At 70.0% G+C, this 13,203-nt stretch carries 11 protein-coding genes; 2 read left to right on the top strand and 9 right to left on the bottom strand.

From position 1 onward, the window contains the following. Positions 1 to 215 precede the first annotated feature (215 nt). On the bottom strand, positions 216 to 1,229 hold the full coding sequence (locus ACZ6ZQ_RS15445) for a hypothetical protein (protein WP_469769040.1): 1,014 nt from the start codon (positions 1,227 to 1,229) through the stop codon (positions 216 to 218). Positions 1,230 to 1,519: 290 nt separating this feature from the next. Then, the gene (locus tag ACZ6ZQ_RS15450; protein WP_469769041.1) at positions 1,520 to 2,263 is read right to left on the bottom strand and encodes a siderophore-interacting protein; all 744 of its coding nucleotides are present in this window, start codon (positions 2,261 to 2,263) and stop codon (positions 1,520 to 1,522) included. Positions 2,264 to 2,342: 79 nt separating this feature from the next. On the opposite strand from ACZ6ZQ_RS15450, the gene ACZ6ZQ_RS15455 reads away from it, so the two are divergent. Both ACZ6ZQ_RS15455 and ACZ6ZQ_RS15460 read left to right on the top strand, forming a co-directional pair. Continuing rightward, positions 2,343 to 4,409, top strand: coding sequence for a penicillin acylase family protein (locus ACZ6ZQ_RS15455; protein ID WP_469769042.1), 2,067 nt, complete (start codon positions 2,343 to 2,345; stop codon positions 4,407 to 4,409). Then, positions 4,399 to 5,034: a GNAT family N-acetyltransferase gene (locus ACZ6ZQ_RS15460; protein WP_469769043.1), complete on the top strand. Its 636-nt coding sequence runs from the start codon at positions 4,399 to 4,401 to the stop codon at positions 5,032 to 5,034. The genes ACZ6ZQ_RS15455 and ACZ6ZQ_RS15460 overlap by 11 nt, the downstream gene beginning before the upstream one ends. Before the next feature lie 90 nt (positions 5,035 to 5,124). Here the strand turns inward: ACZ6ZQ_RS15460 and ACZ6ZQ_RS15465 are convergent, their stop codons facing one another. From ACZ6ZQ_RS15465 to ACZ6ZQ_RS15495, 7 genes are all read right to left on the bottom strand, one after another. Then, on the bottom strand, positions 5,125 to 6,165 hold the full coding sequence (locus ACZ6ZQ_RS15465) for an ABC transporter ATP-binding protein (RefSeq protein WP_469769044.1): 1,041 nt from the start codon (positions 6,163 to 6,165) through the stop codon (positions 5,125 to 5,127). Continuing rightward, entirely contained in the window at positions 6,158 to 7,156 is a 999-nt protein-coding gene (locus ACZ6ZQ_RS15470; protein WP_469769045.1) for an ABC transporter ATP-binding protein, read from the bottom strand. The genes ACZ6ZQ_RS15465 and ACZ6ZQ_RS15470 overlap by 8 nt, the downstream gene beginning before the upstream one ends. A 12-nt stretch (positions 7,157 to 7,168) precedes the next feature. Next, positions 7,169 to 8,158 (bottom strand): ABC transporter permease, encoded by a 990-nt coding sequence (locus ACZ6ZQ_RS15475; RefSeq protein ID WP_469769046.1) that lies wholly within the window; start codon positions 8,156 to 8,158, stop codon positions 7,169 to 7,171. Beyond that, positions 8,151 to 9,074: an ABC transporter permease gene (locus tag ACZ6ZQ_RS15480; RefSeq protein WP_469769047.1), complete on the bottom strand. Its 924-nt coding sequence runs from the start codon at positions 9,072 to 9,074 to the stop codon at positions 8,151 to 8,153. The genes ACZ6ZQ_RS15475 and ACZ6ZQ_RS15480 overlap by 8 nt, the downstream gene beginning before the upstream one ends. Positions 9,075 to 9,111: 37 nt before the next feature. Beyond that, entirely contained in the window at positions 9,112 to 10,734 is a 1,623-nt protein-coding gene (locus ACZ6ZQ_RS15485; RefSeq protein ID WP_469769048.1) for a peptide ABC transporter substrate-binding protein, read from the bottom strand. Positions 10,735 to 11,010: 276 nt separating this feature from the next. After that, complete coding sequence (locus ACZ6ZQ_RS15490) at positions 11,011 to 12,126, bottom strand: ABC transporter ATP-binding protein (RefSeq protein WP_469769049.1); 1,116 nt, start codon at positions 12,124 to 12,126, stop codon at positions 11,011 to 11,013. 14 nt (positions 12,127 to 12,140) lie between these two features. After that, complete coding sequence (locus tag ACZ6ZQ_RS15495) at positions 12,141 to 13,202, bottom strand: ABC transporter ATP-binding protein (RefSeq protein WP_469769050.1); 1,062 nt, start codon at positions 13,200 to 13,202, stop codon at positions 12,141 to 12,143. Between the last annotated feature and the right edge of the window lies 1 nt (position 13,203).

Genomic DNA, 13,203 nt, shown 5'->3' on the forward strand with positions numbered 1-13,203 from the left:
GGCCGGAAGTCCTTGTAGCGGAGCTACCAGGGCTTTTGGCCAACGCAGCGAGGGTGCGTGCCGGGCGGCGCGACAGGGCAAAGCTTGCCGGGAGGGGCACTAGGGCGTGTCCTGTGGCTCGGCCCGGCAGGATCCGGAGGACAGGACCTGGAGCCCGTCCGGAGCGGGCCGTTCACCGGCGGCCGTTCACTGTCGGCGGGTCGCCGGTCCCGGGTTCACCAGCCCGGTGGCGGGGACGAGGGCGGGGGCGGGCCGAACCCGTCACCCTGCGGATGTCCGTAACCGGCTGGCTGCTGCCTCTGTGGCAGCGGCCCGCCGGCCGCATCGCTCACTCCCCTGCGCGCCAGGACCAGCAGCACCGCCGCACCCGCCACCAGCTCAAAGGTCCAGCTGCTGACGGCGAGTTGGTCACGGACGGGCAGATCGCCGAAGCCGCCGATCAGCTCGAAGCGGATCGCGAGGGCGAGGCCTGCGGCGCCGCTCGCGGTGAGGAGCCCAGCGGCGGCCAGTCCCAGCGGCCGCGAGTAGACGGCGTGGAAGAGCGCGCCGCCCGCCGCGGCGAGACAGATCAGCACGACCGCCGCGTTGAGCCAGCCCGGCGGCGGGCCGAGCAGCGGCAGCATGAGGTTCGCGTTGCCGGTGAAGCGGTCGGTGTAGGAACTCGCGGGGATCTCCGAGGTCCAGTACACCTCCCAGGCCGCGCGGATCCCCGCGACGGCGGCGAGCAGCAGGAACGCGGTGACCGAGACGCCCCGGGAGGGGCGGATCGGGGCCGCGTCGTACGGCGACTCCGCGGGCCGGCGCCCCGCCGCGGCCGTGATGAGCAGCCCGACGGCGATACCGAGAGCCACGAAGACGGAGACGAGTGCACGGCTGCGGAGCTCGTCGGTGGCCCTCAGGTCCATCCAGACCGCGCTGAGCAGCCAGAGCCCCGGCAGCCGTACGGCGAGCGTGACGACTCCGGCGGCGACGAGCGCGGCGGCCGCCACCCGGGAGCGCAGGGCCGCGACGCCCACGACGACGTATCCGACGAGCAGCACCGGATCCTGGAGGGTGGTCGTGAGCCGCCGCGCCGAGACCGCGGTGCGGCCGTCACCGGCCCAGAACCACCAGAGGTCGAGCGGCTCTTCCGCCGCACGGAGGTCGCGGACGATCCAGGCCGCGGCCAGTGCCGCGAGGACGGCACACAGCGCCGCGCCGGTGATCCTTGCTCCCCGTGTGAAAGCCACACAGGGGATACTCCATCGCTCCCCTCACGGGAACAAGGGACCGATCACCTCTTGGGACCGGCGATACGCGCCTTGGCCCGACCAGGAACCGAGAATGGAGCCGACCAGAAGCCGACGGGCGTCGCCCGGGATACGACGCGACCGCGACGGGATGCGACCGGCCGGAGCGACATGGTGCGTTCCGGCCGGTCTACGGCACCCGCACGGCCGTACGCAGTTCAGGGTGGCTCGTTCGTATATCGGTGCTGCTTCGGCCAAGTTGCCTGGGTGTTAACGAAATTGATGCGCACTTAGCGGGATTTGACGGGGTCCGGACGCCAGTAACCCAGTGCGCTCACCCGCTCCTTGGGGAGGGCGAGCTCCTTGCGTACATACGTGGTGAGGGTCCGGGTCGTCGCCGTGTCGCAGGCGATCCAGACGAACGCACCGGCCGGATCCTCACCGAGCAGACCGGGCAGCGCGGCCCGCACCTCCTCGATCAGCCGGCCGCCGCCGTCCTGCCGCGGCACGCGCCGCAGCTCGTGGCGCTCGGCGTCGGTCCGCACGGGCAGATCGGCGTCCGAGGCGTGCGGGGTCTCGAACCAGATGGTGGCCGGAACCTGCGGCATCGCGTCCAGCAGGGAGTTGATCGCGGGCAGCGAGGCCGGGTCGCCGATGACGAACAGCCGCGACGGCAGCGGCTCGGGCACGGCGAAGCCCGTGCCCTGGACCGTCGCCTCGATGGTGTCGCCGGGCTGGGCCTTGCGGGCCCAGTCGCTGGCGCAGCCGTCGTGCAGGGCGAACTCCAGGCTGAAGGTCCCGGCGGCGGGGTCGGGATCGACGAGGGTGTAGGCGCGCTGATGGGGCTTTCCCGCGTTGTCGAACCAGAGCCGCACCCACATGGTGGGGTGCACTCCGGTGGCGCCGAGCATGCCCCCGTCGGTGAGATGCAGCCGGCGGAACTGCTCGGTGACCTGCTCCGCCCCGGTCACCGTGAATGCGAAGTCCTTGCCCCGCATCAGCTTGAGGACCACACCCTCCCAGCCATGCCCCACCGCTGTCTCCTCCCCGAGCACCCAGTAAAGTTAGGCCAGCCTAACCTAAAGGCCGATCGAGCAGGAGAGTGGGGACAGCGTGACGACCGAGGTCTACCGGGATGCCTGGGGCATCCCGCATCTGCGTGCCTCCAGCGCCCTGGAACTGGCCTTCGCGCAGGGACGGAACGCCGCCGTGGACCGGGGCTGGCAGCTCGAGGTCGAGCGGCACCGGGTGCAGGGCACGACGGCCGCCTTCCTGGGCGCGGAAGCCGTCGTCTGGGACCGGTTCGCCCGTCGGTCCCGGCTGGCCGACACGGCCCGGCGCTGCTTCGCGAACCTGGACGCGGACACGGCGGAGTGGGTGCGTGCGTACGTGGACGGCGTCAACGCGGGCCTTCCGGAGGGCGCGGAGGCGGCTCCCGAGTTCGCGGCGACCGGGCTCGCGCCCGGTCGGTGGGAGCCGTGGGTCCCGCTGGGGATCTGGATCTCGACGCACATCCTGTTCGCCGGGTTCCCCACCAAGCTGTGGCGCGAGGAGGTGGCACGACGGCTGGGCGACGAGGCGATCACCCTCTTCGCCACGGACGGTCCGGGTACCTCGGGCAGCAACGGCTGGCTGGTCACCGGCGACCGTACGGCCACGGGCGCGCCCCTCATCGCGGGCGACCCGCACCGCTTCATCGAGGACCCCGGCATCTACCAGCAGATCCACCTGGTCTGCCCGGACTTCGACGTCCTCGGCCTCGCCGTCCCCGGCGTACCCGGCCTCGCCCACTTCGGCCACACCGGTGACGTCGCCTGGGCGATCACCAACGCCATGTCCGACTACCAGGACCTGTACCGCGAGCGGCTGCGGCGCACGGCGACCGCGGTCGAGGCCCTCGGCCCGGACGGCTGGCACCCGGCCGCCCACCACCGCGAGACGATCGAGGTGGCGGGCGGCGACCCGGTCGAGGTCGAGATCATCGAGACCGGGCGCGGCCCCGTGATCATCGGCGGCGATGACGGCGGGACGGAGGCCATCAGCCTGCGCTACCCGCCGCGCGTGACCGGCGAGCTCGGCTTCGAGGCGCTCCCCGCGCTGCTCAGGGCGCGCAGTACGGGGGATGTGGACCGGGCGCTCGACGCATGGACCGAGCCGGTCAATGTGGTCCATGCCGCGGACACCGCCGGCGGGCTGCTGCACCGGGTCGCCGGGCGCGTACCCGTGCGGCACGAGGACAACCGGCTGCGGGTCGTGCCGGCATGGGAGCACGGGCACGACTGGCAGGGGTGGCACGAGACGCCCAGCGCCGAGGTCGAGGACATCGCCGTCATGGCGAACGCGCGGGGGCTCGCCACGGCCCTCGGCGTCGAATTCGCGCCGCCGCACCGGGCCGACCGGATCGCCCACCTGCTGCGCGAGTCGAAGAGCTGGACGGCGCCCGGCATGGCGGCCGTCCACACCGACACCCGTCTGGCCTCCGCGCGCCCGCTGCTGGAGCTGGTCGCCGGGCTTCCCGGGCTCTCTCCCGAAGCCTCGCGACTGCGGGAGCGGCTGCTGGGCTGGGACCGGCGGATGGCGGCTGACAGCACCGATGCCGCCCTGTACGCGGCGGTGCGGTCCGCAGTCGTCGTGCGGCTGGCGGCCCACCCGGAACTCGCCGCGCTCGCGGAACCGTTCGGGTACCCCGAGGTGTTCGTGCCCTGGCTGTATCTGCCGGTGAAGATCGCGTACGCCCTGGAGACGCTGCTGACCACCAGCCTGCTGCCCGGCATCGACCGCGCCGGGGTCGTACGCGCGGCTCTCGACGAGGTCGCCGCGGCCGGCGAACCGAGCGCCACCTGGGGCGAGCTGCACCGGCTCGCGCCCTGGCAGGCGCTGCCCGGCACGGACGAGCAGTGGCCGGGTCTGCCCGGCGACCACGACTGTGTGCTGGCCACGTCGAGCGTTCCCGGCGTCACCGATCTCAGCGCCCGCGGACCGGCCGCTCGTTACGTATGGGACCTCGCCCGGCGCGAGGACAGCCTCTGGGTGGTGCCGCTGGGCGCTCGGGGCATCCCCGGCGACGCCCACCACCGCGACCAGCTGCCGCTGTGGCTGCGCGGCGAATTCGTCCCCGTCGTCACCGACTTCGACCAGCTCACTCTTGAGCACCGCACCGAGGAGAGTCATGACCACTGAGCCCGTCGTCCGACCTGAGACTCCGGCCGAGGGCCCGGCCGAGACCCTGCACGAGGAGACCGTCGACGGCATCGGCACGGTACGGGTCCTCGCCCTGGACCCGCGGCGCGACGTCGACGTCATCCATTCCTGGGTCACCGAGGAGCGGGCCCGCTTCTGGGGCATGGGCGAGGCGAGCCGCGCCGAGGTCCTGGAGATCTACGAGCACCTGGACTCCCTCACCACGCACCACGCCTTCCTCATCCACGTCGGGGACCGGCCGGCGATGCTCTTCCAGACGTACGAGCCGGAAGCCGACCGCGTCAGCGAGTGCTACGACGTCGAGCCCGGCGACATCGGCGTCCACCTGATGATCGGTCCCCCGCAGGGCGCGCCGCGGCCCGGCTTCACCTCAGCGCTGCTGTCCGTCCTCATCAACTACGTGCTGTCGGACCCGAAGGTGAGCAGGATCGTCGCCGAGCCGGACATCCGCAACGAGAAGGCGGTCGAGCGGCTGGCCCGTACGGGGTTCGAGATCGGGCCGGAGATCGTTCTGCCGGAGATCGACCTCCCGGAGGTGTTCCTGCCGGAGAAGAGGGCGCGGCTGGCGTTCCTCCACCGGGAGACGACCGAGGCGCGGGGCTAAGGGCTGTCCCGCAATACCCTCCGGGCGCACGACGACAGGTACGGGGCTGGGCCCGGCCGGGTCCGGCCGGGTCCGGGGGCAGCGCCGCGGTCAGTCCTCGCGCGGCACCACACGCTTCTCCTCCGCGAAGTGGCACGCCGAGTCATGCCTCGCGGGCCCTTCCGCGAGGCGGAACTCCGCGGGCACCGCCAGTTCCGGCACCTCCAGCGTGCAGCGTTCCCGCGCCTTCCAGCAGCGGGTGCGGAAACGGCAGCCGGACGGGATGCTGGTCGGCGACGGCACCTCTCCGGTGAGGATGATCCGCTCCCGGTGCTCGCGCGCCTGCGGGTCGGGCACCGGAACGGCCGACAGCAGCGCCTGGGTGTAGGGATGCGTCGGATGGTCGTAGATCTCCGCGTCCTTGCCGATCTCCACGATCCGCCCCAGGTACATCACGCCGACCCGGTCCGAGATGTGACGGACGATCGACAGGTCGTGAGCGATGAACACGTAGCTGAGGCTGAACTCGCTCTGCAGCTGCGCCAGCAGATTGACGACCTGTGCCTGGATGGAGACATCGAGAGCGGAGACCGGCTCGTCCGCCACGATGACCTCCGGGCGCAGCGCGAGCCCGCGCGCGATGCCGATGCGCTGGCGCTGACCGCCGGAGAACTGGTGCGGATAGCGGTTGACGTACTCGGGGTCGAGCCCGACGACGTCCAGCAGTTCCTGGACCTTCCTGCGCCGGTCGCCCTTCGGGGCCACCTCGGGGTGGATCTCGTACGGCTCCCCGATGATGTCGCCGACCGTCATCCGCGGGTTCAGGGAGGTGTACGGGTCCTGGAACACCATCTGGATGTTGCGCCGCACCGCCTTCAGCGCGCGTCCGGACAGCTTGGTGATGTCCTCGCCCTTGTAGCGGATCGACCCGGCCGTGGGCCGTTCCAGGTTCACCAGCATCCTGGCGAGGGTGGACTTGCCGCAGCCGGACTCGCCGACGATGCCCAGCGTCTCTCCCGGGAAGAGGTCGAGATCGACCCCGTCGACCGCCTTGACCGCCCCCACCTGCTTCTTGAAGAGGATGCCCCGGGTGAGCGGATAGTGCTTGTACAGGTCGCGCACCTCGATGATCGGCTCGGTCGGCTCAGCCATGGAGGCACTCCCTCCAGAAGAAGCAGGCGCTGCCGCGGTCCCGGTTCACAGGGAACAGTTCGGGCTCGTCGGTCGTGCACACGTCCTGGGCCATCGGGCAGCGGGGGTTGAAGGCGCAACCGGCCGGGATGTGCATCAGGTTCGGTGGCAGACCCTTGATCGCGTACAGCTCCTGGCCCTTCTGGTCCAGGCGCGGGATCGAGTCGAGCAGGCCGCGCGTGTACGGATGGGCGGGGGCTCGGTAGATGTCGTGGACGGGTGCGGTCTCGACGATCCGGCCCGCGTACATCACGGCGATCCGGTCGGCGACGTCGGCGACGACGCCGAGGTCGTGGGTGATGAGGACGAGTCCCATGTTGAGCTCGCGCCGGAGCTCGGCGAGCAGATCCATCACCTGTGCCTGCACGGTCACGTCGAGCGCCGTGGTCGGCTCGTCCGCGATGATCAGGTCCGGTTCGAGCGCCAGCGCCATGGCGATCATGATGCGCTGGCGCATCCCGCCGCTGAACTGGTGCGGGTACTGGCCGACGCGCTCCTTCGCCGCCGGGATACGGACCCGGTCCATCAGCTCGACGGCCTTCGCCCTGGCGTCCTTGCGTGACATCCCGCGGTGCACGGTGAACATCTCGCCGAGCTGGTCGCCGACGCTCAGGACCGGATTGAGCGAGGACAGCGCGTCCTGGAAGATCATGGCCATTCCGGCCCCGCGGATCTTCCGGCGTTCGTCCTCCTTCAGGGTCAGCAGGTCCTGGCCCTGGAAGATGATCTCGCCCCTGGTGATCCGGCCCGGTGGGCTGTCGAGGATGCCCATGACGGCCTGGGCGGTGACGGACTTCCCGGAGCCGGACTCGCCGAGCACGGCGAGCGTCTCGCCCGCGCCGACGGAGCAGGTGACGCCGTTGACGGCCTTGGCGACGCCGTCGCGGGTGCGGAACTCCACATGCAGATCGCGTACTTCGAGCAGCGGGTCGGGATGCATGACAGGACTCATGGACGCGGCTCCTCAGCGCAGCTTCGGGTCGAGGGCGTCGCGCACCGCGTCGCCGAGCATGATGAAGGCGAGCACGGTGACGGCGAGCGCACCGGCCGGCCAGAGCAGCATGTGCGGGGCGTTGCGGATGTACGGGGAGGCGGCCGAGATGTCGATGCCCCAGGACACGGCGGGCGGCCGCAGCCCGACACCGAGGTAGGAGAGGGTCGCCTCCAGTGCGACGTACGTGCCGAGGGCGATGGTCGCGACGACGATGACCGGTGCCACGGCGTTGGGCGCGATGTGCCGCAGCAGCAGCCGTGAGCTCGACGCACCGAGGGCCCGCGCGGCCTGGACGTAGTCGTTCTGCTTGGCGGTGATCACCGAGCCGCGGGCGATCCGGGAGACCTGCGGCCAGCCGAGCAGCACCATGAATCCGATCACCGGCCAGACGGTGTTGCTGGTGACGACGGACAGCAGCACCAGACCGCCGAGGACGACCGGGATGGCGAAGAAGACGTCGGTGAGGCGGGACAGCAGGGAGTCGGATGTTCCGCCGAAGAATCCGGCGAGCGCGCCCAGGAGGGAGCCGAGCAGCGCCACTCCGAGGGTCGCGCAGACACCGACGGTCACCGAGGTGCGGGCGCCGTGGACGGTCCGGGTGTAGACGTCGCAGCCCTGGCCGTCGAAGCCGAAGGGGTGGCCGGGCTGGGAGCCCTCCTGGGCCTTGGCGAGGTCGCAGTTGAGCGGATTTCCGGAGGCGATCAGCGAGGGCCAGATCGAGATGATCACCAGGAAGAGGATGAACAGTCCCGAGACGATGAAGACGGGGTTGCGGCGCAGATCGCGCCAGGCGTCGGACCAGAGGCTGCGCGGTTTGTCTGCCGGTCCGGTGCCGAGCGGCCCACCCGGCACCTTCTCCAGGGTCTCGCCCTCGCTCGTCGCGAGGTCCATCGCGCCGCCCGCGCCGGTCGGGGCGATCGCTGCCCCGGCTCGCCGGTCGTCGTATCGCGGCTCAGGCATAGCGGATCCTCGGGTCGAGTACGGCGTAGAGGAGATCGACGATCAGGTTCACCACGAGAAACACCAGCACCAGGACGGTCACGAAGCCCACGACGGTCTGGGTGTTCTGGCGGAGGATGCCCTGGTAGAGCTGGTAGCCGACGCCATGGATGTTGAAGATCCGCTCGGTGACGATGGCGCCGCCCATCAGCGCGCCGATGTCGGCGCCGATGAAGGTGACCACCGGGATCAGCGAGTTGCGCAGCAGATGGCGGGTGACGACGCGACGCCAGGGCAGTCCCTTGGCGATCGCGGTGCGGACGTAGTCGGCGCGCCGGTTCTCGGCGATGGACGTCCTGGTCAGCCGGGTGACATAGGCGAGCGAGACGGACGCGAGGACGAGTCCCGGCACGATCAGTTCGCCGAGCGGCGCCTCGGCGGACACGGACGGTCTGATCCAGCCCCACTCCACGCCCAGCAGAAGCTGGAGGAGCAGGCCGGTCACGAAGGTGGGGACGGCGATGACCACCAGCGTGACGATCAGTACGCCGCTGTCGACGGGGCGGCCGCGGCGCAGGCCCGTGAGCACGCCGAGGCTGATGCCGATGACGATCTCGAAGACGATCGCGACGATGGTCAGCCGGATGGTGACCGGGAAGGCCGTGGCCATCAGCTCGGTGACCGGCTGGCCGTTGAAGGCCGTACCGAAGTCGCCGGTGAAGACGTTGCCCATGTACGTCAGGTATTGCTGCCAGACCGGCTTGTCGAGGCCGAACTCCTTCCGCAGCTGGGCGGCGGTCGCGGGGTCGCACGCCCGCTCGCCGCAGAGTCCCGCGATGGGGTCGCCCATCACGTTCACCATCAGGAAGATCAGCAGCGTGGCGCCGATGAAGACCGGGATCATCTGCAGCAGACGCCGGATCACATAGCGTCCCATGAAGGGCTCCCTGGGGGCGAGGACTGGGTCCGGAGCGTCAGCTGACCGTGATCTCTTCGTAGACGGGCACGCTGAACTGGTTCAGCGAGACGTTGGAGAGCCGTTCCGAATAGCCGGCGCTGCCGTTCTGGTACCAGAGCGGGATCGAGGCCATCTGGTCCCGCAGAACCCTCTCGGCCTGCTGGAACGTGTCGACCGCCGTGGCCGTGTCGCTCTGGGCGTTGGCCTCGTCGACGAGCCGGTCGAACTCGGGGTTGCTCCACTTGCTGTCGTTGGAGGAGGCGTTGGTGTAGTAGAGGGGCTGGAGGAAGTTCTGGATGAGCGGGTAGTCCATCTGCCAGCCGGCCCGGAACGGGCCGGTCAGCTTGGACTGGGTGACCTGGTTGCGGTAGTCGGCGAAGGTGCCGACGGGGTTTCCGACGCAGGCCCGGTCGTTGCCGAGCACGTTGTTGATGGAGTTGCAGACGGCGTCGACCCAGACCTTGTGGGAGCTGTCGGCGTTGTACGTGATCTTCAGCCCGCCGCCGGGGATGCCGCCGCCCTCCGCGATCAGCTTCCTGGCCTCGGCGGCGTTGTACGTGCAGGCGTCGCCGCAGAGCGAGGGGTCGTAGCCGCCGTCCTCACCGAGGACCGGGGACGTCCAGTCCTTGGCGGGGGTACGGGTCTTCTGGAAGATCGTGTCGGTGATCTGCTGCCGGTTGATCGCCATGGACAGGCCCTTGCGGAGCTTCTCCTGGCCCGGCTTGTTCCAGTCCGGGTCGTAGAAGGGGAAGTCGATGGCCTGGATGCTGCCGGCCGGGGTGTTGATGTAGCGGCTGCCGAGGTCGGCCTTGACGTTCTTGAGCTGGGCGGCCGGGATGTCGTCGACGAGGTCGAGGTTCCCGGCCATCAGGTCGGTGTAGGCCGTGTTGTTGTCGGTGTAGACCTTGAGGTCGATGCCGCCGTTCCTGGCCTTGTCCTGGCCGGGGTACCGGTCCCAGCGACGCAGGGACATCTGGGCGCCTCTGACGTACGAGTCGACGGCGTACGGGCCGTTGCCGACGGGCTTGGCCAGCCAGGCGGCGTGGTCGGTGAAGAACGCCTTGGGCAGGGGGGCGAAAGCGGCGTAGCCGAGGGTCTCCGGCCAGGTGGAGAACTTCTGGGTGAGCTTGACCGTGAACGTGCGGTCGCCCGTGACCTTGAGGCCGGACATGGTCTCGGCGGTGGGCCGGCCGGACTCCGGGTGGACCTGGTCGTACCCCTCGATGTAGCCGAAGAAGTAGGCGTTGCGCTGGTTGTTCTTGAGATGGGCGCCGTAGTTCCACGCGTCGACGAACGACTTCGCGGTGACCGGCTCGCCGTTGGAGAAGGTCCAGCCGTCCTTGACCGTGACGGTGAAGTTGGTGGAGTCGGTGGTGTCGATCTTCTCGGCGAGCATGTTCTCGGCCTCGCCGGTCTTCGGGTCGTAGTGCTTGAGACCGCGGAAGATCATGTCGAGGACCTTGCCGCCCTGGACCTCGTTGGTGTTCGCCGGTTCCAGCGGATTCTGCGGGTCCCCCCAGGAGGAGCTCACGATGCCGTCGACACCGCCCGCCGCACCGCCCCCGCCGCCGCACGCCGTGGCCACGAGCGCGACGGCGGCCGCGCATGCGGCCCACTTGGCGTGAGTGGCTCCGCGCATGGAGTGCCTCCCGGGGTCCGGTTTCACTTGGCCCCAATACCACCACATAAGAGGCATAACACACATTTGCAACACACGACCGGACGGCGGGCGACGTCCGCGGGCAGGCCGGCCGCACCGCGGGACCCGCCTCAGGAACCGCCTCAGGAACCGCCTCGGGACAGTACGACCGGACCGTGGGACCCGCCTCAGGGACCCGCCTCGGGACAGTACGACCGGCACGGAGAACGCCCCGGTCGCCAGAACGGCGGCCGGGGCGTTTCTCACGCTCGGACGTCAGTCGTCGGAGCCGTGCTCCCCTTCGAGCGCTGCGAGCGCCGGGTCCAGGACGACGTCCTCGGCACGCTCGGTCGTCGGGTCCTCCGGGAAGTGGCAGGCCGTCAGGTGGCCCTCACGGTTTCCGGAGATCTGCACCAGCGGCGGCTCTTCGGTCGCGCACTTGTCCTGTGCCTTCCAGCAGCGGGTGCGGAAGCGGCAGCCGGACGGCGGCATGATCGGGGAGGGGACGTCGCCGGAGAGACGGATCCGCTCCTTCTGCCCCGCGTCGGCGTCCGGCTCCGGCACGGCCGAGAGCAGGGCGTGGGTGTACGGGTGACGGGGCCGGTTGTAGAGCGAGTCGCGGTCGGCGACCTCCACCACCTTGCCCAGGTACATCACGGCCACACGCTGCGAGAAGTGCCGCACGACCGCGAGGTCGTGGGCGATGAACATGAAGGCGATACCCAGCTCGTCCTGCACCTTCTGGAGCAGGTTGACGACCTGGGCCTGGATCGACACGTCCAGCGCGGAGACCGGCTCGTCGGCGACGATCAGCTTCGGCTCGAGCGCGAGGGCCCGCGCCACACCGATGCGCTGACGCTGACCGCCGGAGAACTCGTGCGGGAAGCGGTTGTAGTGCTCGGGGTTGAGACCCACGGTCTCGAGCAGCTCCCGCACCCGCTTCTCACGGCCGCCGGGCGGGTTGATGCCGTTGACCTCCATCGGGCTCTTGATGATGGTGCCGACGGTCTGCCGCGGGTTCAGCGACGAGTACGGGTCCTGGAAGATCATCTGGATCTCGGACCGGATCGGCGCCAGCTGCTTGCGGCCCGCGTGGGTGATGTCCTGACCGGCGTAGGTGATCTTTCCGCCGGTCGGCTCCAGCAGCCGCGTGACCAGCCGGCCGGTCGTGGACTTGCCACAGCCGGACTCACCGACGACGCCGAGGCTCTCGCCCTCGTACACGGTGAGGTCGACCCCGTCGACCGCCCTGACCGCACCGACCTGGCGCTTGAACGGGAAGCCGCCGTAGATCGGGAAGTGTTTCGTCAGGCCCTCGACGGTGAGCAGAGGCTTGCGCCCCGCCCCGTCCGTTGAACCCTGCTGCTCAGGCAGAGTGACGTTCTTGCTCATGTCTCTGCGTCTCCCTAGCCCAGCCGGGGCTTGATCTGGTCGATGAAGATGGTCTGCTTCTGGTCCCCCGTGAGGTGGCACGCGGCAGCGCGCCCGGCGCCGAGCGGCGGCCGCTCACCGGAGCACCGCGAACCGCTGACCTCGTCGACGAAGGCGCAGCGCGGGTGGAACGGGCAGCCGGACGGCGGGTTCAGCAGGCTGGGCGGCGTGCCGGGGATCGGCGTGAGCGCCTCGCTCGTGTCGCCGCCGAGACGGGGCATCGAGCTCAGCAGACCCCAGGTGTAGGGGTGCTGGGGCGACCGGAGCACCTCGCGGACGCTGCCGCGCTCCACCGCCCGTCCCGCGTACATGACGAGCAGATCGTCGGCCATGTTGGCGATGACGCCGAGGTCGTGCGTGATGAAGATGATCGCCGACCCGAACTCCTGCTGGAGGTCCTTGAGCAGGTCGAGGATCTGCGCCTGCACGGTCACGTCGAGCGCGGTGGTCGGCTCGTCGGCGATCAGCAGGTCGGGGTCGCACATCAGCGCCATGGCGATCATCGCGCGCTGGCGCATACCGCCGGAGAACTGGTGCGGGTAGTCGTTGAAGCGCATCGCGGGCTGCGGGATGCCGACCTTGTCCAGCATCTCGATGGCCCGGGCCTTCGCCTCCTTCTTGGAGGCGCCCATGTGCTTCATGTACGGCTCGGACAGCTGCCGGCCCACCGTGTAGTACGGCGAGAGCGCGGTCAGCGGGTCCTGGAAGATCATCGCGACCTTGTTGCCGCGGAGCTTCTCCAGCTCCTTCTCCGGCGCGCCGGTCAGCTCCTGGCCGTCCAGGATGATCTCGCCGTCGATCGCGGTGGTCTTGCGGTTGTGCAGACCGAGAACGGTCAGGTTGGTCACGGACTTGCCGGAGCCCGACTCGCCCACGATGCCCAGCGTCTTGCCGCGCTCGACATCGAAGGAGAGCCCGTCGACCGCCTTGACGATGCCGTCCTCGGTGGAGAAGCGCACGCGCAGGTCGCGGACCGAGAGGAAGGCCTCCGGCCCGGTCGGGGCCGGTGTGTCTTCGGTCTTGGTCAGTGTGGTCACG

The sequence above is a fragment of the Streptomyces sp. NPDC053673 genome (genome assembly GCF_055585225.1).

What these genes read in the sequence shown, in the direction of transcription:
- ACZ6ZQ_RS15460 (WP_469769043.1), top strand. Translation starts at nt 4,399, where the DNA reads ATGACCACTGAGCCCGTCGTCCGACCTGAGACTCCGGCCGAGGGCCCG.
- ACZ6ZQ_RS15480 (WP_469769047.1), bottom strand. Translation starts at nt 9,074, where the DNA reads ATGGGACGCTATGTGATCCGGCGTCTGCTGCAGATGATCCCGGTCTTC.
- ACZ6ZQ_RS15475 (WP_469769046.1), bottom strand. Translation starts at nt 8,158, where the DNA reads ATGCCTGAGCCGCGATACGACGACCGGCGAGCCGGGGCAGCGATCGCC.
- ACZ6ZQ_RS15485 (WP_469769048.1), bottom strand. Translation starts at nt 10,734, where the DNA reads ATGCGCGGAGCCACTCACGCCAAGTGGGCCGCATGCGCGGCCGCCGTC.
- ACZ6ZQ_RS15465 (WP_469769044.1), bottom strand. Translation starts at nt 6,165, where the DNA reads ATGGCTGAGCCGACCGAGCCGATCATCGAGGTGCGCGACCTGTACAAG.
- ACZ6ZQ_RS15470 (WP_469769045.1), bottom strand. Translation starts at nt 7,156, where the DNA reads ATGAGTCCTGTCATGCATCCCGACCCGCTGCTCGAAGTACGCGATCTG.
- ACZ6ZQ_RS15490 (WP_469769049.1), bottom strand. Translation starts at nt 12,126, where the DNA reads ATGAGCAAGAACGTCACTCTGCCTGAGCAGCAGGGTTCAACGGACGGG.